General features: G+C 68.3%; 18 protein-coding genes and 4 pseudogenes. 9 read left to right on the forward strand and 13 right to left on the reverse strand.

All coding sequences use genetic code 11. The features are described from left to right. Positions 1–138: 138 nt before the first annotated feature. Together ABH941_RS00005 and ABH941_RS00010 are read right to left on the reverse strand one after the other, a co-directional pair. Positions 139–654 carry a hypothetical protein gene (locus ABH941_RS00005; RefSeq protein ID WP_370126396.1) on the reverse strand — a complete coding sequence of 172 codons (516 nt, stop codon included), beginning with the start codon at positions 652–654 and terminating at the stop codon, positions 139–141. A gap of 396 nt (positions 655–1,050) precedes the next feature. Beyond that, positions 1,051–2,430: pseudogene (locus tag ABH941_RS00010) on the reverse strand (IS1380 family transposase). Positions 2,431–3,187: 757 nt separating this feature from the next. On the opposite strand from ABH941_RS00010, the pseudogene ltrA reads away from it, so the two are divergent. The 3 genes and pseudogenes from ltrA to ABH941_RS00025 form a co-directional block, all read left to right on the forward strand. Beyond that, positions 3,188–4,297 (forward strand): annotated as a pseudogene (ltrA, locus tag ABH941_RS00015) (group II intron reverse transcriptase/maturase); the annotation flags it as partial. A gap of 274 nt (positions 4,298–4,571) precedes the next feature. Beyond that, positions 4,572–4,991 (forward strand): TIGR03668 family PPOX class F420-dependent oxidoreductase, encoded by a 420-nt coding sequence (locus ABH941_RS00020; protein WP_370126397.1) that lies wholly within the window; start codon positions 4,572–4,574, stop codon positions 4,989–4,991. A gap of 30 nt (positions 4,992–5,021) precedes the next feature. Then, positions 5,022–5,531: pseudogene (locus tag ABH941_RS00025) on the forward strand (integrase core domain-containing protein); the annotation flags it as partial. A gap of 251 nt (positions 5,532–5,782) precedes the next feature. On the opposite strand, the gene ABH941_RS00030 reads toward ABH941_RS00025, so the two are convergent. The 4 genes from ABH941_RS00030 to ABH941_RS00045 all read right to left on the reverse strand — a co-directional run bounded on the left by ABH941_RS00030 (position 5,783) and on the right by ABH941_RS00045 (position 10,981). Next, positions 5,783–6,490: a DUF6215 domain-containing protein gene (locus tag ABH941_RS00030; protein WP_370126398.1), complete on the reverse strand. Its 708-nt coding sequence runs from the start codon at positions 6,488–6,490 to the stop codon at positions 5,783–5,785. A gap of 335 nt (positions 6,491–6,825) precedes the next feature. After that, entirely contained in the window at positions 6,826–8,646 is a 1,821-nt protein-coding gene (gene leuA / locus ABH941_RS00035; RefSeq protein ID WP_370126399.1) for a 2-isopropylmalate synthase, read from the reverse strand. 44 nt (positions 8,647–8,690) lie between these two features. Continuing rightward, positions 8,691–9,869 carry a pyridoxal phosphate-dependent aminotransferase gene (locus ABH941_RS00040; protein WP_370126400.1) on the reverse strand — a complete coding sequence of 393 codons (1,179 nt, stop codon included), beginning with the start codon at positions 9,867–9,869 and terminating at the stop codon, positions 8,691–8,693. 110 nt (positions 9,870–9,979) lie between these two features. Continuing rightward, positions 9,980–10,981, reverse strand: coding sequence for a TauD/TfdA family dioxygenase (locus ABH941_RS00045; protein WP_370126401.1), 1,002 nt, complete (start codon positions 10,979–10,981; stop codon positions 9,980–9,982). Positions 10,982–11,241: 260 nt separating this feature from the next. Here ABH941_RS00045 and ABH941_RS00050 point away from each other — a divergent pair, with 260 nt between their 5' ends. Then, positions 11,242–12,183 (forward strand): LysR family transcriptional regulator, encoded by a 942-nt coding sequence (locus ABH941_RS00050; protein WP_370126402.1) that lies wholly within the window; start codon positions 11,242–11,244, stop codon positions 12,181–12,183. On the opposite strand, the gene leuD is transcribed toward ABH941_RS00050, so the two are convergent. From leuD to ABH941_RS00065, 3 genes are read right to left on the reverse strand one after another with little or no spacing between them, the layout of a single operon-like run. Next, the gene (leuD, locus tag ABH941_RS00055; RefSeq protein WP_370126403.1) at positions 12,135–12,728 is read right to left on the reverse strand and encodes a 3-isopropylmalate dehydratase small subunit; all 594 of its coding nucleotides are present in this window, start codon (positions 12,726–12,728) and stop codon (positions 12,135–12,137) included. The two genes, ABH941_RS00050 and leuD, sit on opposite strands and share 49 nt — an antisense overlap. Before the next feature lie 10 nt (positions 12,729–12,738). Then, on the reverse strand, positions 12,739–14,139 hold the full coding sequence (gene leuC / locus ABH941_RS00060) for a 3-isopropylmalate dehydratase large subunit (RefSeq protein ID WP_370126404.1): 1,401 nt from the start codon (positions 14,137–14,139) through the stop codon (positions 12,739–12,741). Positions 14,140–14,156: 17 nt separating this feature from the next. Beyond that, positions 14,157–14,714 (reverse strand): cysteine hydrolase family protein, encoded by a 558-nt coding sequence (locus tag ABH941_RS00065; RefSeq protein WP_370126405.1) that lies wholly within the window; start codon positions 14,712–14,714, stop codon positions 14,157–14,159. Between the two features lie 346 nt (positions 14,715–15,060). On the opposite strand from ABH941_RS00065, the gene ABH941_RS00070 reads away from it, so the two are divergent. Then, positions 15,061–16,968: an FAD/NAD(P)-binding protein gene (locus ABH941_RS00070; RefSeq protein WP_370126406.1), complete on the forward strand. Its 1,908-nt coding sequence runs from the start codon at positions 15,061–15,063 to the stop codon at positions 16,966–16,968. Further along, positions 16,965–17,375, forward strand: a complete 411-nt coding sequence (locus ABH941_RS00075; RefSeq protein WP_370126407.1) for a cupin domain-containing protein — start codon at positions 16,965–16,967, stop codon at positions 17,373–17,375. The genes ABH941_RS00070 and ABH941_RS00075 overlap by 4 nt, the downstream gene beginning before the upstream one ends. Before the next feature lie 160 nt (positions 17,376–17,535). On the opposite strand, the gene ABH941_RS00080 is transcribed toward ABH941_RS00075, so the two are convergent. Beyond that, on the reverse strand, positions 17,536–18,297 hold the full coding sequence (locus tag ABH941_RS00080; protein ID WP_370126408.1) for an ArsR/SmtB family transcription factor: 762 nt from the start codon (positions 18,295–18,297) through the stop codon (positions 17,536–17,538). A gap of 53 nt (positions 18,298–18,350) precedes the next feature. Between ABH941_RS00080 and ABH941_RS00085 the strand changes: the two genes are divergently transcribed. From ABH941_RS00085 to ABH941_RS00095, 3 genes are all read left to right on the forward strand, one after another. Further along, on the forward strand, positions 18,351–19,778 hold the full coding sequence (locus tag ABH941_RS00085) for an MFS transporter (protein WP_370126409.1): 1,428 nt from the start codon (positions 18,351–18,353) through the stop codon (positions 19,776–19,778). A gap of 40 nt (positions 19,779–19,818) precedes the next feature. Then, complete coding sequence (gene gap, locus ABH941_RS00090; RefSeq protein WP_370126410.1) at positions 19,819–20,832, forward strand: type I glyceraldehyde-3-phosphate dehydrogenase; 1,014 nt, start codon at positions 19,819–19,821, stop codon at positions 20,830–20,832. Between the two features lie 1,160 nt (positions 20,833–21,992). After that, positions 21,993–22,655 carry a DNA-binding response regulator gene (locus ABH941_RS00095; protein WP_370126411.1) on the forward strand — a complete coding sequence of 221 codons (663 nt, stop codon included), beginning with the start codon at positions 21,993–21,995 and terminating at the stop codon, positions 22,653–22,655. A gap of 205 nt (positions 22,656–22,860) precedes the next feature. Here ABH941_RS00095 and ABH941_RS00100 read toward each other — a convergent pair. The 3 genes and pseudogenes from ABH941_RS00100 to ABH941_RS00110 all read right to left on the reverse strand — a co-directional run. Beyond that, positions 22,861–23,241: pseudogene (locus ABH941_RS00100) on the reverse strand (hypothetical protein); the annotation flags it as partial. 1,193 nt (positions 23,242–24,434) lie between these two features. Further along, positions 24,435–24,869, reverse strand: a complete 435-nt coding sequence (locus tag ABH941_RS00105) for an Hsp20/alpha crystallin family protein (protein ID WP_370126412.1) — start codon at positions 24,867–24,869, stop codon at positions 24,435–24,437. 338 nt (positions 24,870–25,207) lie between these two features. Continuing rightward, complete coding sequence (locus ABH941_RS00110; protein ID WP_370126413.1) at positions 25,208–25,663, reverse strand: Hsp20/alpha crystallin family protein; 456 nt, start codon at positions 25,661–25,663, stop codon at positions 25,208–25,210. Positions 25,664–25,701: the final 38 nt, after the last annotated feature.

Below are 25,701 nucleotides of genomic sequence, written 5' to 3' on the forward strand. Positions count from 1 at the left end.
CCGTCCGCTGACTGCCCCGACCCAGCCACAACCACACCCACTCAACCGGAAAACTGCACCTCATCGAGCTACAGCACAGTTCACCACCACGCTCTCACCGGACTGGTGGTGGGAACCTACTTCTGCACGCGCTACATCCTATTGCGATGACTCGGGCGGCAGCGGCTGTGCCTCCGGCTGCACACCAGAAAGCACGGCGACGACAACCTCCGCGATCGTCCCTGCGAGCGCGCTGTCCACTCCGAACTCAGCAGCCGCCGCCCTAGCGGTCTCTCGAATCCTCTCGAGGTCGCCGCCGTAGGCGTCAAGGAGTTCGGAAGGGTCGAAGGCGTCATCAGTCGACGCCAGCGCGGCCTGAGCACTGGCGTGCCTGTTACGCCGTCGACTCCACCACTTCCGGGTACCTTCGACGATGGCCGCGTCCAGCACGGCGGACAGCACGTGGTCCGCGACGAACAAGACCGCAGGTGTGATGTACGCGATGGTCTCGGCGTCCCCGAAACCAAGCGGATCCTTCCGCGTCTTGTCGCCTGCGCGCATCCGCGCCGGGTCCTCGAAGTACGCATCCGCGAGCGTGTCCAACTCCGGTGCCTCGTCCGGCGCAGCCCGCTCAACAATCTGCCGAGCCAACTGCCTCACTGCGCCCTGATCCATCCCCCGCCCCCTCCACTGCGGCCAGCATCAAAGACGCTGACTCATCACGAGTCTATGCCCGTGCGCGAGACCGTACGGGTAAAGGAGGCGGATTCCAGGGCGTGCCCGTGTACGTCGGGGCCGCTCGTACGCCGTCATCTGCACCGGCGGCGGTCATCAATCCGGAGCTTGCGATCTGGTCCGATCCGCTCGCGCGGAGGTTTGCCGAGTCCGGGGGAGACAAGGGTGGAGACTGAGCCCGGATCCACCGGCTTGATTTCCGGGTGATCGTTTCGGGGGTCTTGCGGTCGGTTGCCGACTCGGAGGTGAGCAGTGGGCGTGGGGTAGCCGCTGGTCTGCCCAGCTTTTCCACATGTCCACAGGTTCGGGCCCTCGCGGGCAGGACGGATGGGGCTGTCAGTGGTGTGGTGGTGCGTGGAGCACGGCGAACATCTGCGACCAGGCCTCGCGCCAGGGCCAGTTCACGGGCAGACGCAGCGTCAGCCGCCGGGCCCCGCGCGTGATTCGGGTCGGCACGCGTATGAGCTGGTCGCGCAGGGTCCCGGTGGTCGCCTTGGCGTGGAACGTCGAGGCCAGGGTGCCCAGGGCGCGCATCAGGTTGTGGGTGATTGCGGCCAGGGCGAGCCAGGCGGCGTTGGCCTGGAAGTTGCCCGAGGGAAGGTGGGCCAGCGGCCCGGATTTGAGGTCCGCGATCACCTGTTCGACGCGGGCGTGGGCGCGGTGGCGGGCCTCCAGGAACTGCAGTGACCCGCCGCCCGCGTAGGGGGTGTCGGTGAGGAAGACCTGGTGGCGCAGGCCTTCGTTCTTGTCGAACAGGGAGAGTTGGGCACCGGGGTGGGGTGATCCGGCTGCCTGCCGGGCAGCCGGCCAGGTCGAGCATCCCGGTCAGTTCGGCGACGTCCGCGCCGGCGCGCTGGGATCCGTCCTGTTCCGGGGCCGGGTGCCAGAGGTGTGCGGGCAGGGCGCGGATCGCTTGGCGGATCGGTGCGGTGACGGCGTGTCCGACGGAGTAGGAGGCATTGACGCCGTGGTCGCGCAGGGCGCGTATGTGGGCCAGGAAGGCTTTGGCGCTGCCCGCGCTGTCGGTGCGGATGAGGATCTCGGTGCCGTGGCGGTGGGCGTCGGGGGTCTGGGCCAGGGCGTGGTCCAGGACGGTGATGTGGTCGGCGGCGGTGTTGGCGCCGGCGTTGCCCGGTCGAAGGAGGCCGGCCAGGGCTTCGCCGGTGTTGTCCAGGAAGCACGGCAGTGGGTGGTAGCCGAAGCCGTGCTTGTAGGTGGCGGCGACCTGTTCTTTCTCGGAGTGGCAGGTGACCAGGGTGGCGTCGAGGTCCAGGACCAGGCCCGGCAGGTCGTGGCCGGCGGCGCGGGCCGCGGGTATTGGGGTTCTGGTCTCGGCGGCCTGCATCCAGGCGGTCTCGCGGGCGGCGGCCCGTGCTGCCCGCAGTGCGGAAAGCGCCGGGGCGTCGGTGGCGGCCAGTACGCGCCAGGCGGTGGGCTGGAGGCGACCGTGCCGAACACCGCGGCCTGGTCGCGGAGCAGGGCGAGGTCGCGGATGGCTTCGCCGCCGTCGGCGAGCATCACCGCCAGGTCCACGGCGACTCGGCCAGGGTCGTGCCCGGTGCCGCGCGGGCGTAGGCGGCGAAGCGCGTTGCTGAACGCGCCAGTGAGGCCGGTGGCGTCGGCGAGATCCGCGAGTAGGCGCGAGCCGGCGTGGCTGACCGCCCCGAGGCCGTCGGACGAGACGACGAGCTTGGGACGTGACCCGGTTGTGTGCACGCAGAAAGATCCTTCCTGCTGGTACGACGCAGACCTTAGACAAGCCTCATCGTGCGCCCAGAGACCGGAGGTTGCTCGTGTAGGCGGTTGATGGATGGTCATAAGCTCGTCGTTGCTTGCCGGTGGAAGTCCGGTCCGGGTAGTTGCCAGGAAGCCCGGTAGCAGGCTGGCGGCTCGGCCGGGAAACGGGTCGGGTCGAAGCCCAGCGTCAAGAGCCCCTGCGGGGGGAGCAAACGAACGGTCCGCAGCATCACGCGAAGCCTGCCGCGTCGTTAGTGTCCCTGCCGTAAGGCAGGAAAGGGAGAGCCGAGCCCCGGGTGTCAGGGCGAAGGCCATGGAAGCGGTGAAGACCCTGGAGAGGCAGCCGCGAGGAACTCCCCGGCGTATGGGGCGTGGAACGTTCGGACAGTAGCGGCGGGAACTGGGGAGGCCCTCCCCGGCCCGGTGGCCTGCGGAAACATGCCGCCGGAAGCGTCGCTTCCTATAACCGGATGTCCTCCGGGAAGTGGAAGCGGGCCGGGTGGGCGTCGGAGGTGGCCGTAGTACTGCTTGAGCCGGAGGGACAACACAACCCCCGGTGAGGGAAGGGCCACTGCTTCGTCGATGCGTGCGGTCGTGGTGGAGGTGCCCGGTGAGTGCCGGATCAACGGCTAGTCCCGCCGCCAGGGGAAGTGCTCCGCTGGACAAGGTGCGTGCCCTGCAGCACACGCTTTACCGGGCGGCCAAGGCTGACCCCGGACGACGGTTCCACTCGCTGATGGACAAGATCCTTCGCAGGGACGTCCTATGGCGGGGGTGGGTCGCGGTGCGTCGCAACGACGGTGCACCGGGTGTTGACGAAGTCACCCTGTCGGCAGTCGAGGAGTACGGGGTCGCCCGGCTGCTCGACGAGTTGGCAGCGGATTTGAGGAACGGCAGGTATCGGCCACTCCCGGCACGGCGGGTCTTCATCCCGAAGCCCGGCATGCCATCGGAGTCCAGGCCGTTGTCGATCCCTTCGGTCCGCGACCGGATCGTGCAGGCCGCTGTGAAGATCGTGCTTGAGCCGGTGTTCGAGGCGGACTTCCTGCCGTGCAGCTACGGGTTCCGCCCGCGGCGCTCGGCGCACGATGCCCTCCAGGTTCTCATCGACGAGTCCTGGCGGGGCCGGCGTTGGGTGGTCGAGACGGACATCGCCAACTGCTTCGAGGCGATCCCGATCGACAAGTTGGTGCAGGCGGTCGAGGAACGCGTCTGCGACCAGTCCGTGCTGACGCTTCTGCGGGTGATCCTGCGCGCGGGAGTCCTGCAGGACGGACAGGTCCACAGGTCGCCGACCGGCACACCCCAGGGCGGGGTGATCAGCCCCGCGCTCTGCAACGTCTACCTGCACCGGCTCGACCGGGCATGGGTGGAACGGGAGCACGGCGTACTGGTGCGTTTCGCCGACGACCTGGTGGTGATGTGCAAGTCCCGGACGCAGGCCGAAGCCGCGCTGGCGCGGCTTCGGGAACTGCTGGCCGAGCTCGGCCTGGAGCCGAAGGAGGCCAAGACGCGGATCGTGCACCTGGAGGTGGGAGACGAGGGCTTCGTGTTCCTCGGATTCCAGCACCGCCTGGTGCGCTCGTCCGCCTCGCACGGGAAGCGCCCGGTCGTCTTCCTCGCACGCTGGCCCGCAGACAAGGCCATGACCCGGGTGAGGGAGCGGATTCGTGAACTGACGGACCGCTGCCGGCTACGGGTGTCGGTGGACTTGGTGATCCAGGAGATCAACTGGTTCCTGACCGGATGGGCGGCGTACTTTCGGTACGGCAACTCCGCCCGCCGTTTCACCAAGATCCACACCTATGCGCTGACGCGGCTGGCGCTGTTCATGAGCGCCAAGCACCACCGTCGACGCGTCTACGGATGGCAGCCTGACGGGTGGTCAAAGAGGTCAACTGCCGCTCCCCGCGACTTCAGCGCGCTCCCATGGAAGGGGAGGGGGCGAAAATCGAACGGCGCGCTACGCCCAGCCGACGTTCGGTGGCGCGCATGTGGCGGGGCTACCCAACTGCGCCGGGTTCTGCGACACACAGCGGCGTGCCGGTATCTCGCGGAGGACGAGACTCGCCTGTGCCGGAGATCCATCTGTAGTTCCTTACTCGCGGTACCGTCCCGCCATGGAACTCGAACCTGCCGAGGCCGATCAGCGCCTTCGTCGCGCCCGAGTAGCCCGCCTTGCCACGGCATCCACCAGCGGCGAACCGCATCTCGTCCCGATCACCTACGCCTTCGACGGCACCCACTTGTACTTCGTCATCGACCACAAGCCCAAGTCATCGATGAACTTGCGCCGGCTGCGGAATATCGCCGAGAACCCTCAAGTGTCCGTCCTGGTCGACCACTACTCCGACGACTGGGAAGCCCTGTGGTGGGTGCGTGTCGATGGCCGCGCCGAAATCTGGGAGAGCGGCGACGCCCGAGACTCCGCGGTCGAACTCCTGGCCGGGCGCTACCCGCAGTACCGCGAGCACCTACCAGCAGGCCCTGTGGTCGCCATCGCGGTGGGGAGCATCTCCGGCTGGTCGTATAGGGGCTGACCGCTCGGAGGCTGGCGTATCCGTCTCGCCGCGCCGCAGCGGGACCGCACCACCTGGGCCGGATTCTTGCGCTCCCCGGCCGATGCCCTACTGGCCTGCGATTTTCTGGACACCCGCACCCTGACGGGTACCCGGTTGTACGTCTTCGCGGTGATCGAGCACGCCAGCCGGCCGATCCGGATCCTCGGCTCCACGTTCACCGCTGCGTTCGACGCGGTCCTGGCCGACGCCGGGGTTCGGATCGTCCTCAGCGGTATCCAGACACTGCGGATGAACGCGATCATGGAGCGCTGGATGGGAACCTGTAAGCGCGAGCTACTGGACCGGACCTTGATCTGGAACCAGGCCCACCTCCTGTGTGCACTCCGCGAGTTCGAGTCCTTCTACAACGGTCACCGGCCCCACCGAACACTGCGCAGTGCCGCCCCGCTGCGACCGCTGCCCGAGCCCATCGTCGAGGCCATCCGATTGGATCACCTGAGCATCCGACGGAAGGACCGGCTCGGGGGAGTGCTCCATGAGTACCAACATGCCGCCTGACCAGGCTGGATGAGAAATCGGCACCCACAGGTGTCCCAGCGCAGCAGGACCGCCGGTATGGACAGCAGGGTGCGGGCGGCGCGGTACAGCAGCGACACGATCATGAGGTCAGCATTTCAGCCACCGCCGAACAGTCACGGACATTCACCGTTCAAACTGCAGCGATGATTTTCCGAGCGGCACACCGGAGGGCGTGGATGTGGTTCTCCGGGTGCGCGAACCGCTACAGGCGGGAGTAGGACGTGCTCAGGTCAGCCGTTGGTCCAGCCGGGGAGGGTCGGCAGTATCCGCTCGGCGACGCGCCGTAGCGCGTTGTCGTCCGGCAGTACGTCGTCCTGGCGCCAGAGGGCGATCTCGAAGGAGCCGCCGCCGTCCTTCGCGCTCCTGGCGACCATCAGGGTCCGAGCGATGCCGCCGGGACGGGTCGTCCCGCCGCCGAGGCTGAAGGCGATGGTGTGGTTCGAGTAGAGGACGGCCGGGTGGCCGAGCACCGTGGTCTGCTGCGCGGTTCGACCGAGGAGGGGGACCGCCTGGGCGACGGTGAGGTCGTCGTCGTTCCCCGTGAGTTCCAGCGAGTAGGTCGTGGTCTGCACGTCCGCCTGGGGGGTGCGGCTCTGGGAGCCCCCGGCGGAGGTGAAGGTGCTGGTGCTGGTGCTTCCCGAGGCGTTCAGCACATGATCGCCCGGGGTCCCGAGCAGCACCGGCAGGTCCGACCGGTTCAACGCCGCGCACAGTCGCCCGGCGGACGCGTCCGCGGTCGCCGCCGCCGGGGTCGCCGGGGTCGCCGGGGTCGCCGGGGTGACGCTGCACACGGCCGGCCTACTGGCGGCGGCGGAGCTCAGGTTGAAGATCCCCAGCCCCCACATGGCGCCCAGCACGCCGCCCACCAGTACCAGCGCTGCAGCGGCCTGCACTCCGGGATGCAGGCTCTTCCGGACTCCGGCGTACTCCTCGATCATGTTCCCCCGCCTTGCCCTGCGTTTCCTGTGCGTCCAGGTGCACGCGGGGCAGATCCTAACCCCGAGGTCGTCCCGTGGTCAGTCGTGGTCCCGGCACTCGTCTGCATCGGATCAGGCTGAGGCGGCTCAGTCCCCACCGCGGCCGGATGAATCGAACGCCCCCGTGGCGGCCGGTCGCCCGCGAGGTCTGCCGCGCTCTGACCACCCACAGCAGACCGCAAACCGCCCCGACCGGCCTCGCACAAGCCGCTTGACATCTGTAGGAGCATCGCCGACTGTGACACACAGCCACCGATCGACAGCACGTGGACGGGAGCCGTTTTCCACGGCCGCCGTCAACGGAGGCGATTGGGCTGCCCGCGATGGCGGTTCGCTGCCGATACGAGCGCGTTGATCAAGGCCCGTGTGAGGTCGCCCTCAATGCCGACGCCCCACATCAACTGGCCCTCTACCAGGCATTCGGCGTAGACGCAGACGGCCTGCCGGGCGTTGTCGTCGAGGGGCTGGCTCACCGTCTCGAGTACGGACACCTGTCGCAAGGGCGCGAGAGCGGTGGTGAGTGCTTCGGACAGGCCGGTGCCCGAGCCGGTCAGGCTCGTGGGTGCGCTGTCGGTGTCCAGGTCGAGGGTGAGGTGGCAGGTGCCGTCGGGTGTCGTGTCGATGTGGTGGTCGCGTACGGCGACCCAGCCCCAGGCGTTGTCGCACTGATCGAGGTAGGTATCCGAGAAGAGGGACCAGATGCGTTCCGCGGTGACCTCGCCGCCGTGCGTGTCCGTGTGGTTCTGGACGATCTTTGAGAACTCGATCTGCAGGCGGCGGGGCAGGTCGAGGTGGTGGTGGGCCTTCAGTACGTAGGCCACGCCTCCCTTCCCGGACTGCGAGTTGACGCGGATCACCGCTTCGTAGGAGCGGCCGACGTCCTTGGGGTCGATCGGTAGGTAGGGGACCTCCCAGTCGGCCTCCGCCGCCAGCCGTCCCTGCGCGGCGGCCTTCTCCTCAAGGGCCGCCAGCCCTTTGTTGATCGCGTCCTGGTGCGATCCGGAGAACGACGTGTACACCAGGTCTCCGGCGTAGGGGTGCCGTGCGTGGACTTCCATGCGCGTGCAGTACTCGACCGTACGCCGGATGTCGTCGATCGCCGAGAAGTCGATCATCGGTTCGACGCCCTGGCTGAACAGGTTCATGCCCAAAGTGACCAGGTCGACGTTGCCCGTGCGCTCGCCCTGGCCGAAGAGGCAGCCCTCGATGCGGTCCGCGCCCGCCATCACCGCCAGTTCCGCGGCCGCGACCGCGGTGCCCCGGTCGTTGTGGGGGTGGGCGGACAGGCACACGAATGCGCGGCGCGAAAGGTGGCGCGACATCCACTCGAAGCGGTCCGCGTACGTCGAGGGGGTCGAGCGCTCGACGGTGGCCGGCAGATTCAGGATGATCTCGCGGCCCTCGTCGGGCTGCCACACGTCCATCACCGCTTCGCAGATCTCCAGGGCGAAGTCCAGTTCGGTCTCGGTGAAGATCTCCGGGCTGTACTGGTAGCCGAGCACGGTGTGGGAGCCGAGCAGTTTGTCGGCGTACCTCATCACCAGATTCGTACCTTCGACTGCGATCCCTCTGGTCGCCGTCTTGTCGTTGCGAAACACGGTCCGGCGGAAGAGCGGGGCCGTTGCGTTGTACAGGTGCACGGTGGCCCGGGGTGCGCCCACCAGGGACTCGACGGTCCGTTCGATCAGTTCTTCGCGCGCCTGGGTCAGAACGGAGATCGTCACATCGTCCGGGATCGCATCCTGTTCGATGAGCGAGCGCACGAAGCCGAAGTCGGTCTGGCCGGAGGCCGGGAAGCCGACCTCGATCTCTTTGTAACCCATGCGGACCAGCAGGTCGAACATGGTCCGTTTGCGCTCGGGCTGCATGGGGTCGATCAGGGCTTGGTTGCCGTCGCGCAGGTCGGTCGACAGCCAGCGAGGAGCCGCGGCGACGCGGTTGGACGGCCAGGTACGATGCGGCAGGTCCACGGCCTCGTAGGGTCGGTAGCGGTGCACGGGCATGCCCGAGGGGCGCTGGCGCACGGTGGCCGCAGTGATCGGTGTGGGGCAGGGCCTCGGCTGCTGGACGCCGAGGTCCGGCTGCTGCTGAAGGGGCACGAGGGGCGCTGCGGTCATCGGGAGGCCTCTCTGGGAGCGGGGCGGTTCGACGGGGGGAGCGGTCACAGCCGGTCCATGGCGGTCTTGATGCGGTCCACTGCGTCGGTGAGGGTTTTGGGGTCCGAGGCGAAGGCCAGCCGGATGTGCCTCTTGCCGCCGGGTCCGAAGGCTGAGCCGGGCGTGACGGCCACCTTCGCCTCACGCAGCAGCCAGGAGGTGAAGGACGTCGGATCGGCGAATCCGGTGCCGCTGATGTCGCAGAAGGCGTACAGCGCGGCGTCCGGGCTCGGGCAGGCGAAGCCAGGTATACCGGAAAGGCCCTCCACCAGAAGGTCCCTGCGTTCGGCGTAGGCCGTGCGCATCCGCTGGATGGGTTCCTGCGGGCCGGTCAGGGCGCTGTGTCCGCCCCGCTGCACGAAGGAACCAGCGCAGCCCACCGTGTGCTGCTGCACCTTCAGCATCTGGGCCGAGACGTCCTCGGGCGCCGCTACGTAGCCAAGGCGCCAGCCGGTCATGGCGTAGGCCTTGGAGAAGCCGTTGACAGTGAGTGTGCGGTCGGCCATGCCGGGCAGGGCGGCGAGGCTGATGTGCTCGCCGCGGAAGCGGACCTTCTCATAGATCTCATCCGTGATCACCCACAGGTCGTGGTCACGGGCGACGCTGGCCACCGCGTCTGCCTCAGCAGGACTGAGGACGTTGCCGGTGGGATTGTTGGGGTTGTTGATCAGCAGCGCCCGGGTGCGCGGGGTGAGGTGCACTTCCAGGAGCTCCCGGGTGAGGCGGAAGCCGTTCTCCGCGCTGAGCGGGGCGAAGACCGGTTCCGCTCCGGCCAGGCGGGCCATGGCGGGGTAGCTCACCCAGCTTGGGGTGGGGATCAGGAGCTCATCGCCCGGGCCGAGCAGCGTCATGACTGAGACGAACAGGGCGTGCTTGGCGGAGGGGGTGACGATGATCTGGCGGGCTGGGTCCAGGGCCAGGCCGTTGTCCTTGAGCAGCTTGTCGCCGATGGCCTCCAGGAGCACGGGCAGGCCGCGGCTGGGTGTGTAGTGGGTGAAGCCGCTGTCCAGGGCCTGCCGGCCCTCGGCGGTGATGTGGTCGGGCGTGTCGAAGTCGGGTTCTCCACCGTTCAGGTCGAGGATCGACTCGCCCTGGGCACGCAGCTCTGCGGCCAGGTCGAGGATTGCGTAGGTGGGGGACTTCTCGATCCCCGAGAAGCGGGAAGCTACGCGAGCGCGAGGCACAGCGGTTTCTCCTGTGGGTGTGGCGTGAGATGCGGCGCGTCACGCGCAGGACGAGGCGCGGGTGGCGCAGGCGCCGGTGGCCGCCGCGGCGGATATGGGGTCGGTAGGCATCAGTCGGCGACGCGGCCCCTGACGCCGTCGAGCCACGCGTCGGCGTGTGCGTCGGCGGTGGCGTCGTCCCGGAAGGCGTAGGTCTTGAGAAGCCACCGGGACTTTGCCTGCACCGGGTCGTGGATCTCGATCTTTTCGCGGCTGTGCATGCCGTCCTGATTGGCCAGGACGAACAGGTCGCCGGTCAGTATGCGGTGCCGCTGCTTGTCGGCTTTCGCGAGCGCGTTCTTGACGGCGATGATCGCATCCCTGGCTTCGACCGGGGCGTCGGGCGCGACGGTGGTGGCGGTGTCCATGTAGCGGAAGCTGTGGTGGTTGTAGAGGACCGGGTGCTTCTCGGACTCAGTGAGAGCTGCGTTGAACTCGCGGGAGAAGACGTCGAAGGAGGTGATGAAGTACGGCCGGCGGAGCGTCTCCTGCACCGCCGGGTCCAGATGTTCGAGCAGTGCTGTGCCGTCGACGTATCCGGTGTAGATCACGTCGTCGGGGCACCGCATGCCCAGCAGGGAGATGTAGTCGGCCCTGACGGGGTGCGCGGTGCGGTCGTTGTGGAAGTACAGCTCGCTGTCGCTGTAGCCGGTGAACATCCCGCTGAAGCGGTTGTAGGCGACGACGTCGGTGAAGAAGTCGCCCCGGTTCCGGGCGTAGGTGAGCAGCGGGGTTCCCACGAGCTGGTTGAACAGCTCCAGCAGGGCTTCGCCGACGAAGGTCGTCTTCTTGGCGTGCTTGTCGGTCACCGGGTCGTCGTGGTCGAGCATGGGGACGTCGGCGTCGATGGGCACGTTGCGCAGTACGTGTGCCTGTGACGTGCCCCGCTGGCGCTCGTCCTTGATGCGGCCGCAGAGTTCGGCGAAGAAGGCGGGTACCCGCCCCTGGTCGATCATGTCCGTGACCGCCCGGGAAAAGGACGGATAGTCCTCGTAGGGGTGCTTTGCGACGGAGTCCAGGACGTGGTAAAGATCGTCGTGTTCCGACTTGTTCAGTGAGTGGATGGGGCGCATCGGTCGCTTTCCTTATTCTCGTCAACCACGCGCGTGGGCCGGAGAAAGGGCGCATGGAGGGGCTTCCCGAAACGCATGATCGATGACCCCTGCAGTGCGGTCAACGGAGCTCATCAAAAGGTGGAGCGGGCCCCCTTGGGGTGGAGGAGTGACGACTGCCGATCCTCCTTTGTGGGGATAGCCGCGATTGAGCCGATCCGCCGTGTCTACCGTGGCCGAATCATGAGCACCTCGCATAACGATTCGTTCGGGGAGACCTGGTGAAACTGACGCAGTGTTCCGCTTTCGTTGCCGTCGCCGAGACGGAGAGCTTCACTCGCGCCGGACTGCGGCTGGGCATCAGCCAGTCGGCCGTCAGCCATGCCGTGGCTGCGCTGGAGAAGGAGCTTGGTGTGACGCTGATGCGCCGCGAGCGCGGCGGCGCCGTCCTGACCGCTGAGGGCCGGCGCGCGCTGCGGCATGCGCAGGCCGTGGTCCACCACGCCGAGTTGGTCGTCGCCCGGGCCCGCTCCGCGTGCGCCGAGGACGGGCCGCTACGGGTAGCGACGGTGCCCACCTTCGCCGCGCAGCTCCTGCCGCGGCTGATGTCGCAACTCGCCCTCACGGGCGGGGAGGAGGACATCACCGTCCGGGAGGGCGACGACAGGCAGGTAGAACGTTGGCTACGGGCCGGAAGCGTGGACGTGGGGATCATGTACTCGGACCCGCCGGACGTGGACACGGCGCCCCTGAAACGCGAGACGCTGTACGCCCTGGTCTCCCGGGACCATCCGCTGGCCGGCCAGCACGCCGTGCCGTACGAGTTGGTCGCGCGCCTGCCTTTGATCATCCCTTCCTGGGACCCTGAGGCAGTGGCGCTGCGCGCCTTCCGCGAGGAGGCAGGCGCACTTGTGCCCCCGCATCACATACGCGACCTGAACACCGTGCTGTCCATGGTCGGCGAGGGCCTTGGCGTTACGATTCTGCCCGATACCGTGCTGCCGGCCGTCCTACCGAACCTGCACGTCCTGGAGCTGGCGCCCGGCCGTTCACGCCAGTTGTCCATCGGCACGCGGACCGGCAGGCGTGAGGATCGCCGGGTACTCGCGTTCAGCGCCGCCGCTCGGGAGGTGGCCGGGCAGCGAGTCGGTGAGCTGCCCGCTCTCGCCGCCCGTCAGAGGAACGTCGTGGTGGGCATGGCGGGCCGGCGCACGCGTTCGTAAGAGGCGATGGCGTCCTGGTACTGCAGCGTGTCGGCGATGAGGTCCCGGCCCGACAGCAGCCGCAGCCGGGAGCCCTCCTCCACGTGGAAGGAGGCGGTGAACCCTGCGCAGTGCAGCGTCGACTCCACCAGGTCGATGGTGACCTGACGGGCCGGTTCGGCGATGACCAGCTCCCACAGAGTCTCGATGATCTCTTCGGGCAGGGTGACCGGGAGCAGGCCGTTCATCAGGGCATTGCCGTGGAAGATGTCGCCGAAACGCGGCGCGACCACGGCGCGGAAACCGTAGTTCAGCAGTGCCCACACCGCATACTCGCGAGAGGATCCGGTGCCGAAGTCATTGCCGGCTATCAGCACGCTGGCGCCTTGGTACTCGGGCTTGTTGAGGACGAAGTCAGGGTCAGCGCGCCAGTCGGCGAACAGTGCGTCGGCGTGCCCGATGCGCTCGGAGTGGTTGAGGAACCGCACCGGAATGATCTGGTCGGTGTCGACATCGCTGCGCTGCAACGGCATTGCCGTGCCGCGGTGGACGGTGAACTTCTCCAAGGCAGGTTCCTTACAGGTCGTCGGGGGCAGCGAGCCGCCCGGACACGGCAGTGGCGGCCGCGACTGCGGGGGAGACGATGTGGGTACGCGACCCGCGCCCCTGCCGTCCCTCGAAGTTCCGGTTGTTGGTGGAGGCGGCCCGCTCACCGGGACGGAGCCGGTCCTCGTTGAGCGCTGCGCACATCGAGCAGCCGGCGCCTGCCCGGAAGTCCGCGCCCGCACGGTCGAAGACGTCTGCCAGCCCCTCCGCGACGGCCTGCCTGCGCACGCTCGCCGACCCCGGGACGATCATCATCCGGACGCTATCGGCCACCTTGCGTCCGTCGAGAACGTTCGCTACGGCACGTAGGTCCTCGATCCGGCCGTTGGTGCACGAGCCGACGAACACCGCGTCCACCGGAACCTCCCGGATCGCCGTCCCGGGGGTGAGTCCCATGTAGTCCAGCGCGCGGCGGGCCGCGGCACGCTCCGGCTCGGTGGCGAACTCCTGTGGGCCCGGGACCACGCCGCTGAGCGGGACGCTCTGGGCCGGGTTCGTGCCCCAGGAGACGTACGGGGATACGGAGCCGCCGTCGAGAACGACCTCCTTGTCGAACACCGCGTCCGGGTCGCTGCGCAGGCCCATCCAATACTCGGCCTCCGCCTTCCAGAGCGCTCCCTGCGGCATGCCCGGACGCCTGGAGAGATAATCCAGGGTCGTGGCGTCGGGTGCGATCATCCCTGCTCGCGAGCCTGCCTCCACTGTCATGTTGCACAGGGTCATCCGCCCCTCCATGGACAGGGCGTCGATGGCGGTGCCGCGGTATTCCACGATGTGTCCCTGGCCGCCGGCAGTGCCGATCTTGGCGATCAGGGCGAGCACCAGATCCTTCGCTGTCACCCCGGGGCGCAGGGTGCCGTTGACGGTTACCGCCATGTCGCGGGGGCGGGGCATCGGCAGCGTCTGGGTGGCCAGCACGTGCTCGACCTGGCTGGTGCCGATACCGAAGGCGAGCGCGCCGAAGGCTCCCTGCGTGGTGGTGTGGGAGTCGCAACACACGATCGTCATGCCGGGGCGCGCCAGGCCGAGTTCGGGGCCGATGACGTGCACGATGCCTTGCTGAGGGTCGCCGATGCGCAGCAGCGGGATGTCGAAGTCGGCGCAGTTCTGGCGCATCAGCTCCGACTGGTGGCGTGCCACCGGGTCCTGGATGATCTTGTCGATGGCGACTGTGGGAGTGTTGTGGTCCTCCGTTCCCAGCGTCAGGTCCGGTCGCCGCACCGGCCGCCCGGTGGCGCGCAGGCCGTCGAAGGCCTGCGGGGTGTTGACTTCGTGCAGCAGGTGCAGGTCGACGTACAGCAGGTCCTCGCCGTTGTCGCCGGGGCGGACGATGTGCGCGTTCCAGACCTTCTGCGCCAGGGTCGAGCCCATGGGCACTCCTTGCGTGGTCAGTGGGCCAGTGCCTGGTCGACGCTGGTCAGGGTGGCGGTGCGGGCCAGCAGCGTCAGGGCCGCGCGGTGCAGCTCCTGGTTCGCGGCAGCGGTGGCGTCCTCCAGTATCTCCACGCGGTAGTCGCGGTCGTGCGCCTCACGGGCGGCCGACATCACCACCAGGTCGCTCGATACCCCGCCGAGCAGCAGCCGGTCCACGCCCTGAGTGCGCAGGATCATGTCGAGGGCGGTGCCGTGGAAGGGGCTGAGCCGGTGCTTGGCGAGGACTACTTCGCCGGGGAGCGGCCGGACCTGCTCGTGGTGCTGGGTGCCCCATTCGCCGAGCTGGAGCCGTTTCTCGTCGCGGCACGGTGCGAACACCGGCGAGCCGGCCGGCCATTCGGGATAACCGGTCGAGAAGCCAACGGTCACGTGGATGACCGCGATGCCCTGGCTGCGGGCCAGGTCCGCTGCTGCGGCGGCCTGCTCCAGTACGCCGCGGGAGCCGACCTGCTCCGCGTAGCCCTCGCGCGCGTAGCTGCCGTCGGGGTGGACCACGTCGTTTATCAGGTCCATGAGAATGAGTGCCGGGCGTCCCACGATGTGTCTCCGCTGTGGCTGGTGCGAATGTTCTGTGCGCGGCGCCATCGTAGCCATATTCACCCGGCGGTGCCATTTGCATGAATTCCGCTCATGGGAGTATGAGCGAATTTACTTTGATTCGCGAGCGAAGGCCCGGTAGTTTGGCATTTGCGAACGACGCTCTTATCCATCTCCCTCGGGCGCCATCCATGCCCCTGAAGTCTGCATGGGCCGACGATCCCAAAAGGATGGGAGTCCGTGCAGAACATCGCAGGAGAATTCGATCCGCCTCTGGCGCTGTTTTCTGCACGAATCCGAACCGTGAAAGAGGTCCAACGTGGTGGAAGGCTCACATCGCATCGTCATAGTCGGCAGCGGCCCCCGGGGGCTGGGGGTGCTGGAGAGGATCGCCGCACGCCTGGCCACGGGCGCTGCCCGCAGGACGGAGATTTTCCTGGTGGATGCCGTGGAGGTCGGCTGCGGCCGGATCTGGCGCTCCGACCAGCCCAGTTGGTTCCTCATGAACACCGTCTGCGCCGAGGTCAGCATGTTCTCCGGACTGCCTGACGGCGGCCCCGCCCGTCCTGGAGCCGGACCGTCGCTCGCCCAGTGGTGGGCGGACAATGAGGCGGACTGCCCCGGGCCCAACGCATACGCCCCGCGCGCTCTGCACGGCCGGTACATGCGCTACGTACTGGACACCATCGACGCGTCCCTGCCGCCGTGGGCCGCGCTGCACCGCGTCACCGCCACCGTCGAGGACCTCGTCCCAGGAGCCGACGGCTATGCCCTCCACCTGTCGGACGGCACCCTGCTGCGGGCCGACCGGGTCGTCCTCACCACGGGGCACCCGACGCCCGACCTCACCGGTGCGCACCGGGAACTTGCCGAATTCGCCGCCGCCCGCCCGCACTTGCGCTACATACGCGGCGACTCGGCGGCCGACATGCCCCTGGGCGAGATCCCCGCCACCGCGACCGTCGGGATCGTGGGCATCGGCTTGTCCTTCTACGACATCATGTACGCGCTCACAGTGGGGCGCGGCGGCAAGTTCGTCGAGGACTTGGGCGGCGAGCTACGGTACGAGCCGAGCGGCGAGGAGCCCCGCATGCTTGCCGGCTCCCGCAGCGGCATGCCGCTGCCCGCCCGGGGCCGCAACCAGAAGTCCGCCACCTACAAGTCGGGCACGACCCTCTTCACCCCCGACACCGTCAGGACACACGCCGGCGACGGACCCCTGAACTTTGAGCGGGACGTGCTGCCCTGGCTGATGGCAGAGATCCACTTGGCTTACTTCACCGCGGTCCTGCGCCACGAGGCCCCCGGGCGGGTGGAGCCCTTCCGCAGCGAGGTCATCGCCCGTGCACGGCACGGGGTGCCCAACGTCGAAGACCTCGCGGAACTGCATGGCGTCCGGGACACCTCGGCGGCACCGGACCTGTGGCAGCTCAGCCGCCCCTTCGAGGGGAAGGCGTTCACGGCAGTGGCCGACTTCGACCGGGCGCTGGTCCAGGCGATGCGAGTCGACCTGGAGCACGCCGAACGCGGGAACGTGGACGACGCCCTCAAAACGTCCCTCGACGTGCTGCGCGACACCCGCTGGGTCATAAGGGAGTTGATGGACTTCGCCGGGTTCCACCCGCAGGCCCACCGCGACTTCCTGGCCGACTTCGCACCGCGCCACTCCTTCCTCGCGGCGGGTCCCCCACGTATCCGCGTGCGATACGCGCTGGCCCTGATCGAAGCGGGGCTGCTGCGGGTCGTCGGCCCCCAGACCCGCTTCACAGTCGACGCACAGTCCAGCTCCTTCTTCGTCTCCTCGGACGCCGTCCCCGGTTCGGCTGCCGCCGTGGACGTCCTGGTCGACGCGCGCATCCCCAACCCGGACGTTCGGCTCGACTCCTCTCCCCTCACCGTGAACCTGCTGCGGCGCGGAACGTGGACGGAGTTCGTCAACGGGAACGGAGAGGCGGCCTTCCGCACGGGCGGCGTAGCCGTCACCCGCACTCCGTTCCACCCGCTGGACCGCGACGGCCGCCCGGACACCGGGCTGACCGTCCTGGGTCTGCCGACCGAGCACACCCGATGGTTCACGCTCGTTGGCAGTGGCCGCCCAGGACCGTGGAACGAGTTCTTCCGCGACGCCGACGCCGTCGCCGCGAGCGCCCTTGCCATCCGACCGGAAACCCCACTGGCTGCAGAACGGGAATCCGCCTGCACCACAGACCTGGAAGGAGTGCCCGTATGAGCGACGCTCTCGCCCAAAGGACCGATGCCCCCCGTGAGCGCGCCGTCACGGTGCTGCGCCAACTGCTCACCACCGAGGGCCGCGACACGCTGAAGTGGACCACTTGGAACGAGCCGGGACGGTCAGGGGTGGAGATCTGCCCGCTCTACGCCACCGAGGCGCCGCAGAACGCGACGGCGTTCCTGGTGCGTTTCGCTCCGGGCGCCCACGGCGACCTGCACGAACACCTCGGCTACGAGCTCATGTTCGTCCTCGATGGAGACCTCGTCAACGACAATGGTGACCGCTACACCGCGGGCGACTTGGTCATCGAGGCCCCGGGCAGCGTGCACCGGGTGCGTACCGAGACCGGCGTCACCGTACTGGGGGTACGGGAGGCACCCACCGTCTCCCGCGACGGCGACTGACCCTTCGCGAAGCGGCGGGGCCCGTTAGCGCGGCGGCGAAGGAGACCGGCAGCCTGGCAAAGGCCGCCAGCGACTGGCCCTTCACTTGGCAAGACCGAAGCGGCGCCACCCATGTAGCGGCCGGTACGGGCGGAATCAACCCCGCCCGTACCGGCCGCTTTCAGTTCAGGACTTCAATCGCGAAGGTGTCCATCACCCCGCCCTTGCCGGTGTCGGTGAGATGGACGACGCGCGGCGAGACGCCGTAGCGCAACCAGCCCAGGTGGAAGTACCGTTCGGCCAGCGCGGCACCCAGAGCACCGGCGAGATGATGACGCCGCTCGCTCCAGTCGACGCAGTAGCGCACTATCGGTCGTCGCCCGCGAGTCATCCCGTCCACGTCGATGCCGAACGCGGCGAAGCGTTCGGTCCCCTCGGGGGTCAACTGGTACGAGGCCTGCTTGCCGTACGAGCCGGGCTGATCAGCGCGGGACCGAGAGGCGAGCGCACCCTCCTCCCGCTGCAGCAGTCCCTGGTCGAGGAAGGCGTACATCAGCGCCACACCCAAGGACCCCGCGAGGTGGTCGTAACAGGTGCGCGAGCGGCGCAGCGCGCTGTGGCGGCTGTGCGTGCGCAGTGTGGTCACCGGGGTCGGATCGGGCGGTGCGATGACCGCCAGCGCCTCCAGGGCCGCGGCGACATCAGGCCCGGCGAGGTGGAAGTAGCGGTTGCGCCCCGAGCGTTCGGCCCGCACGAGCCCTGCCTCGGCCAACTGTCCGAGGTGGACGCTCGCTGTGGGCACGCTCACGTCGGCCACCCTCGCCAGGTCGGTGACCGCCAGCGGCCGGCCGTCGCACAGGGCCTTGAGCATCAGGGCCCGCGAGGGGCTGGCCAGCAGGCGTGCGGCGCGCGCCAGGTCAGGTTCGGGCTGGTCCACCATCATTCTACGAGCATACTTTGATGGGGAGCTAACTATTGGCGTCCGAGCATGGCGGCATGAGTACAACGACCGGAGCGGCGGAGACGCATGCGTCATCGCCTTCACTGACCCAGCGGCTGTCATGGCCCCCGCTCATCGCCCTCAGCCTGGGCTATTTCCTGGTGATGCTCGACGTCACCATCGTCACCGTCGCCATCCCCACCATCCGTGACTCCGTGCACGCCAGCGCCTCGGAGATGGCCTGGGTCGTCGACGGCTACAGCGCCGTCTTCGGCGGCTTGCTGCTGATGGGCGGCGGCTTCGGCGACCGGCTCGGGCACCGCAAGGTCTTCCTGACGGGCCTCAGCGTCTTTACGCTCGCCTCAGTCGGCTGTGCCCTGGCCCCCGGCCCACAGATGCTCATTGCCTCGCGTCTGGTGCAGGGCGCCGGCGGCGCACTGCTGGTGCCCACCTCGTTGGCCCTGCTGACCGCGGCCTACCCGACCAAGGCAGTGCGGGCCAAGGCCCTCGGCGTGTGGGCCGGCATTTCGGGCGTTGCGTTCGCCGCCGGGCCCGTCGTGGGCGGTCTGCTGGTGGCGGGCCTGAGCTGGCGGGCCGCCTTCTGGATCAACGTGCCCATCGCGCTGGTCGCCATCTGGCTTACCCGCAGGAGCGTCCCCGCGCCCAGCGCCCGTGCGGGCGGACGTGGCCTGGACCCCCTGGGCCAAGTCCTGGGCATCGTCGGCGTGATGGCGCTGGCCGGCATGCTCAACGAGGCCGGTACCAGCGGATGGACCTCGCCGCTGGTACTGGGCGCCGGTGCCCTCGCCGTGGTCGCGCTCGTCCTGTTCGCTCTGGCTGAGCGCCGCATCGAGGCACGCGGGGGCATGCCGCTGCTACCCCCACCGCTCTTCCGGTCCCCCGGCTTCTCCTCGACCGCCGCAGTGGGCGTCCTGCTCAACCTCGGCTACTACGGCATGCTCTACCTGTCCACGCTCTACCTGCAAAATCAGCGCGGCTATGGCGCGCTGGGCGCCGGGGTGGCCCTACTGCCGACCGTGTGCATGGCCGTGGTCGCGGCCCCGCTCTCCGGCCGTCTGACCGCCCGCTACGGCCCGTACGTGCCGATGACCGGAGCCCTGCTGCTCGGCGGGGCCGGATTCATCGGCTGGCTGCTCGCCGGCCCTCACACCCCGTACTGGATGCTCCTGCCCGCGCTGATCGCCACCGGCCTGGCCACCCCGAGCACCGTCCCGGCCGCCACCGCCGCGATCGTGCAGGCCGCCCCCGCCGAGAACGCCGGCGTGGCATCGGCCGTGTTCAACGTGGCACGCCAGATCGGCAACGCCGTCGGCGTCGCCTTGTTCGCCACCCTCACCGCGGGCCCGGGAGACCTGATTCCTGGACTGCACACCTCGGCACTCATCGCCTCGGCAGCGTTCTTCGCCGCGGCGCTGCTCGCCCTGTCCTCCTGGCGGAACGCAAGGACACGCGCTACTGCCTGACCCTTTCGCCCTGCTCTCTGGAACGAGGAGAACCGCCACCATGGCAACCCGCATCGCCATCAACGGCTTCGGCCGAATCGGACGCACAGTCACCCGTGTCGCGCTCACTCAGCAGGACATCGACATCGTGGCCGTCAACGACCTGACGGACCCTGAGCTCCTGGCCAATCTGCTGCGCTACGACTCTGTCCACGGCCGGTTGACGCAACCAGTCACGGTCAACGGGGACACACTCGTCATCGGTGAGCGCACGATCCCCGTCCTGCGCGAGAAGAACCCGGCTGACCTGCCCTGGTCCGACCTGAACGTCGATGTCGTGATCGAGTCCACCGGCGTCTTCACCGACGGCAGGGCCGCCGCAGCCCACCTCGACGCGGGCGCACGGCACGTCCTCATCTCCGCCCCAGCCACCAACGTCGACCTCACCGTGGTGTACGGCATCAACGACGGTGAACTGGACGCCTCGCACAAGATCGTCTCCAATGCGTCCTGTACCACCAACTGCGCGGCCCTCCTCGCCCAAGTGCTGCACCAACACTTCGGCGTACGGCGCGGTCTGATGAACACCGCGCATGCCTACACCAGCGACCAGCGCCTGCACGACGCTCCGCACCCGGATTTCCGCCGGGCCCGCGCTGCCGCCAACAACATCATCCCCACCACCACCGGAGCCGCCCGGGCCATCGGCGCCGTCCTGCCCGAACTTGCCGGACGCATGGACGGCCTGTCGATGCGGGTGCCCGTCGTCGACGGCTCGATCGTTGACCTGACCGTGGAGATCGAGCGCTCCGTCACCGTTGAGGAGGTCAACGCAGCCTTCGCGGACGCAGCACGCGGCCCGCTCAAGGATGTCCTCGTCTGCAGCGAGGACCCATTGGTCTCCACCGACATCATCGGCACCTCTGCCTCCTGCACCTTCGACGCCCCGCTCACCATGGTCATTGACGACGATCAAAGGGGGTCAATGGTCAAGGTCGTGGGGTGGTACGACAACGAGTCCGGCTTCTCCCACCGCACCATTGACGTGGTCCGGCTCCTGGGAAACACCGACTGACCACACGGCCCCCCGGGGTCTCCCGGGGGCTCTTTCCGATCAGGTCGGCCAGTGCCGGCAGGCCGCACCGCTCGGCGAGGCGCACCGCCGGGGCCAGGCCGACCGAAGGCAAGGAGATTCGGGTCATCGAACGCCGCGGACCTCGCTGCAGCGCCATGGGAGGGCTTCATTTCGGACGTACCTTGTCCGACCGTGAGCCGGAAGCCTAGAGAACTCCCATCCTCGCAGGTCACAAGGCAGGTCTTCTTCGTCGGGGCAGCATCATCCGGTCACCGAACACCCGCTCCGCTTTAGGGACCGCCCAACGTGCCAGGTAACTGGATAGGTATGAATTTTCTGGTCTGCCCAGGGATTGGACGCTCCGCACTCAACCTTTGCGCTCGTTCCGGCCTTCGAGGGAGGGAGAAATCCGGGCGAATCAGGCGGAGCAATATTCGCAAACCGAGACTCTAAGCACCATCCACCCAGTTGCCATGATAGCGACATGCTCCGGAAACCTACTTGGCAGTGGTCGCTCAATTCTGAGAAACTGATGGGGCGCACGGAATGGGGGAAGCGACTTTGTTGAGATTCAACCAGCCGAGGTGCCACAGGTAAGGAACGTCTGTTTCTGAGCTGCCCACCTGCGGCGGAGACATCATTGGGAGGAGGGACGCATGACAGCACGAAACGGCCTGCCGCTGTTCACCGGCGTCGCGCAGAAAGATTCGGCGCCGAGGAGTGGGGAGACCTTACGAGTGCCGCCAGAGCAGCGGACCTTCGGCAGATTCGGGCACCATGATGAAACCGGGCTCGGGAACCACGGGGGCCCGGCTTCGGCCGCTGAGCCGCGCCCTGCTTTGCGCCCTTTCGCATCTTGTCTCGGATGCAGGCTGCGATGAAGCAGCCAGGCTGGGCGCGCGTCCTGGTGCGCGCATGGGCGGCAGCCGCGAGGTAGCGCAAGACACGCATGGGGGAAATTTTAAATGGTACAGGATTCACTTCCGCGGAATACTGCGAACCTCCAGTCGATAAACGGATCCACGATAAGGCCAATACGCTCTCCGGCCCCTTCGGTCCTAGTTGTAGACGGTGACCCGCTCTCCCGCCATATCATTGGGACGACGCTGCGGGACAGCGGGACGGTTCTGTCGGTCACCACCGTCGATGCCAAGCGGCCGATGCGCGAATGGCGGCTCGACGGACTGCAAGTGGTTGTGTGGTCGATCGACCCCGGCAGCGATGTAAGCCGGCAGGTAAGCAAACTCGCCAGCGCCCACATGCGGGTGCTGCTGCTGAGTTCCCGCTGGACCGCGGCAGAGCTTCGCTCCGCTCTGGTCGCGGGTGCGGCAGGCTTGTTGATCAAGGATGCCAATCCCGAACGGCTTGTGGTCGCGGTCGGCGCAGCAGTCGCCGGCTACACCCTGGTTAATGCGGAACTCGATTTCCTCGCCTCCCGCCCAGCCGGGCACGGAGGGCGGAGTCGGGCTGGCCACCATTCGGTAGGCTCCGGGACCGATTCCGGGAAACCCGATCCCGCACAGGGGCTGCTGAACCTCTCCGACCGCGAGTTCGAGGTGCTCTCCCTTTTAGCCGACGGGCGATCCACCCTAGAAGTAGCGCAAATATTGGCCATCACCGCAGCGACCGTCAAAAGCCATGTCTCCCACGTGCTCGGCAAACTAAAGGTCCGGAACCGGGTCGAAGCCGTCCTTATGTATCAGCAGGCTATCGCTCAGCATACGTCGGTCATCGCTATGGACACGCAGGATCAATCCTCGGGATCGGGGGGAAAGTCGCCTACTCCACAGTACGCATTCAGAAGCAATAGCCCTGGATTGTGACGTTGTGCAGTGTCCGCTGGTCAGGTGGCTAGGGCGATGGGTGGCATCCAGGGGTTGCCGGTGAAGGCGCGGCGGATCGCGTCTAAGGCGCTCATGCGGTGCTTGCGGGCTGAGTCGAGGTAGGAGCGCACGGCGAGCCAGGCTGCGGCACCGTGTTCGGACTGGTGGCAGCGGGAGATCCCACGATTGCCTGGGCCTGTGCCCGTGCCTGGGCCTGGGAGTGCAGGAAGGCGGCCCAGGTGGTGCGGTTGCGCTCTGGTGCTGGATCAATTCCGTGCTCGTGCAGGATGTTCCACACGGTGGAGGCGGCGATCTTGATGCCCAGGGCGGCCGGTTCGCCGTGCACGCGCCGGTAGCCCCACGTCGGATTCTCGTCGACGGGTCGTAGCACCAGCAGGCGGATGGAGCGGATGGTGCGGGGCCGGCCGGGGCGCTTGGGGCGAGATTCCCTCGCGTGGTGTCGGCGGAGCAGGTCGCGGTGCCATCGGAGCACGGTGTCGGGGGAGACCAGCAGATGGAGTCGGCGCAATTTCCACCGCGGCAGTTGGTGCGACAGGGCTGCGAGGACGGCGCGCATGGGGAACATCGTGCTGCCCGCGCTTGACAGCCTCCAGTTGGCGACCGCGACCTCCACTTCTCGGGGCGGCTACTAAGGCAGGGAGGCATCTTGGCCTGGACGGATGCAGTAATTGACACCCACGGCGCTGGCAGTGGCGCGCCACGGAACCGGGGGCCCGGAAGGGACCGGCCTGCTGACCGTGGACCCTTCCGTTCAAGCAGTTCCGGCACCAGCAGGTGCGCCGCGCGGTAGAGGGGGCGGGCGCGAGCACCGCGGCGGCCGTCGCCGCTGCCGCCACCGGCCAGACTCCCTGGATCGCGCCGACGGGTCCGTCCATCGGCCAACTCGCGGCCAGCTGGCCGCCGATGGCCAGCAAGGAGACAGGCCAAGCGGTCGGACGCGGCAGGAATCCGATCGCGAGCAGCACAACCGGCACGGTGAGCATGCACCGCTGCCCAACCACGATCAACGACGGCTGCTCGATCGCGATCACGGCGTCCGCGCCGAGCGCCACGAGGGCGGGGACCAGCACGTCACTCCGGCCGAGGCCGACCCGGGCACCGCGGATCGCCACGACAACAGTCAGTGCCACAAAGGACATTGCCATGACCAGAAGGTCGGCGGTGAGCCGGTCCGCGGTCACCACCAGCAACGCCGACCAGCTCATCGCGAAAAGGGCCGCGACCGCGGCGAGTGCACGCTGCAGTCCGCACTCGACCCCGTACCGATAAGTGCCGGGCTTCAACGCTCCGTTCAGCACCCCGTCAGCACTCCGTTCAGCGCTCCGGGGACTTCGGCTGGTCCGGCTCGATGTCTATGTGGCCGTCAGCCACAGCCTGCCAGGCGAGTTGCTTGTTGTCCTGCAACAGGCCCTCCCCTGCCGCCCCCCGGGTGCCAGGTCCGGGCGAGTGCCCGGTAGGCGTGGGTGACCTGCTCCAGGTCCGCGCCCGGCGGCAGCCCGAGTACCCGGCGCGCCTCCGCGACGGCATCCTGGCCGTATCCCATGGCCGCCTCCCGTCCTTTGCCGTCCTCACCGGGTGTTGTCGACCCCGTTCCGGGGTGTGCGGCGGACTGCGCACCTTCCCCCGCCAGGCCCGACGGCGGGCCTGGGGTCGGGGGATGCCCGGAAGCGGTGGCGGAGTTGCCGTGCGGGCGTCCGGGGAAATGTTCCGCCCGCACGGCCGTTCTCGCTTTCCCGCGTCCAGGACTGAGAGCCGAGGTCAGGCCTGGAGTTCCTTGCGGTCGCTGCCGCCGCTGATCTGGATCTTGCGGGGCTTGGCGGTCTCGGCGACCGGAATGGTGAGGGTGAGCACACCCGCCTCGTAGGCGGCGCTGATCTTCTCGGTGTCGAGGGTGTCGCCGAGGAACAGCTGCCGGGAGAAGACCCCCAGCGGCCGCTCGGAGGCCTGCACCTCGGCGTTGTCGCCGCGCTGCGTGGGACGGCGTTCGGCCTTGACGGTCAGCACGTTCTGCTCGACGTCCAGGTCGATCGCGTCGGGGGTGATGCCGGGCAGGTCGAACTGGACGTAGAACGTGTCGCCGTCGCGCCAGGCGTCCAGGGGCATCGCGGACGGGCGCGACCACGTGCCGGCGGTCCCGAACATCTGCTGGGTGATCCGGTCCAGCTCGCGGAAGGGGTCAGTGCGCATCAACATCGTCGAGCCTCCTCGTCGAATCCAGTTGCAACATCAACGCGCTCACACATCCCGTGATAGCACGTCGTCCACAAAGTGACAACCTCTGCATGTCGCTTGATGGACGACATGGGGACGTGGTTATGCGTGGTAGGTGGACAGGGAATGGGGCCGGTGGCCTTCAGCAGCCGGGCCACCGGGGGCTGGTGCCGCGCAGCACCGCGGGCGGCCGAGCTCGGCGGCGAGGCACGGGCAGCGATCAGTGCACCCAGCGCCCGGCAGTCGGCGAATGTCACGCCCGACCGGTCGATCACCACCCCGGCCGGGTGGCGGCGAGCGGGGCGTCGCGGCCAGGGTGGTCATGCCGCGGCGGGGGCCGCGGCGTCCTGCCTGGGGCGGGGCCGCGTGCCCTCGGCGCCCTGGATGGTGATCTTGCGGGGCTTGGCCGCCCCCGCCACTGGCACGGTCAAGGTGAGGACGCCGTCGTGCAGCCGCGCCTTCAGGCGGCCGGCGTCCAGGGTGTCCGGCAGTTCGATCCGGCGGGCGAACGCCCCGTGCCGGCGCTCACCGGCCTCGGTGCGCGCGGCCTGGGTCCGCTTGGTGGGGCGCCGCTCGGCGCGCACCGTCACCTGACGGCCGGCCACCTCCACATCAATCGCCTCGGCCGGGACGCCGGGCAGGTCAAGTGCGACGACATACCGGTCGCCGTCGCGCCAGGCATCCGCCGGGATCGGTACCGGCTGGGACCCGGATTCCGGCCGGTCCTGTCGGACCGTGGGGTTCACCTGGCTGGTCACCGTAGTGCGCATGAACATCGTCGGACACCTCCGGTCCACAGGGCTTCTGGCTGCGT

The sequence above is a fragment of the Streptacidiphilus sp. EB103A genome, from assembly GCF_041261405.1.
GTDB lineage: Bacteria > Actinomycetota > Actinomycetes > Streptomycetales > Streptomycetaceae > Streptacidiphilus.

Coding starts and splice junctions, on each gene's coding strand:
- ABH941_RS00020 (WP_370126397.1), top strand. CDS start 4,572: ATGGAACTCGAACCTGCCGAGGCCGATCAGCGCCTTCGTCGCGCCCGA.
- ABH941_RS00105 (WP_370126412.1), bottom strand. CDS start 24,869: ATGTTGATGCGCACTGACCCCTTCCGCGAGCTGGACCGGATCACCCAG.
- ABH941_RS00075 (WP_370126407.1), top strand. CDS start 16,965: ATGAGCGACGCTCTCGCCCAAAGGACCGATGCCCCCCGTGAGCGCGCC.
- ABH941_RS00110 (WP_370126413.1), bottom strand. CDS start 25,663: ATGTTCATGCGCACTACGGTGACCAGCCAGGTGAACCCCACGGTCCGA.
- gap (WP_370126410.1), top strand. CDS start 19,819: ATGGCAACCCGCATCGCCATCAACGGCTTCGGCCGAATCGGACGCACA.
- leuC (WP_370126404.1), bottom strand. CDS start 14,139: ATGGGCTCGACCCTGGCGCAGAAGGTCTGGAACGCGCACATCGTCCGC.
- ABH941_RS00030 (WP_370126398.1), bottom strand. CDS start 6,490: ATGATCGAGGAGTACGCCGGAGTCCGGAAGAGCCTGCATCCCGGAGTG.
- ABH941_RS00065 (WP_370126405.1), bottom strand. CDS start 14,714: ATGGACCTGATAAACGACGTGGTCCACCCCGACGGCAGCTACGCGCGC.
- ABH941_RS00095 (WP_370126411.1), top strand. CDS start 21,993: ATGCGCGAATGGCGGCTCGACGGACTGCAAGTGGTTGTGTGGTCGATC.
- leuA (WP_370126399.1), bottom strand. CDS start 8,646: ATGACCGCAGCGCCCCTCGTGCCCCTTCAGCAGCAGCCGGACCTCGGC.
- ABH941_RS00085 (WP_370126409.1), top strand. CDS start 18,351: ATGAGTACAACGACCGGAGCGGCGGAGACGCATGCGTCATCGCCTTCA.
- ABH941_RS00005 (WP_370126396.1), bottom strand. CDS start 654: ATGGATCAGGGCGCAGTGAGGCAGTTGGCTCGGCAGATTGTTGAGCGG.
- ABH941_RS00080 (WP_370126408.1), bottom strand. CDS start 18,297: ATGATGGTGGACCAGCCCGAACCTGACCTGGCGCGCGCCGCACGCCTG.
- ABH941_RS00045 (WP_370126401.1), bottom strand. CDS start 10,981: ATGCGCCCCATCCACTCACTGAACAAGTCGGAACACGACGATCTTTAC.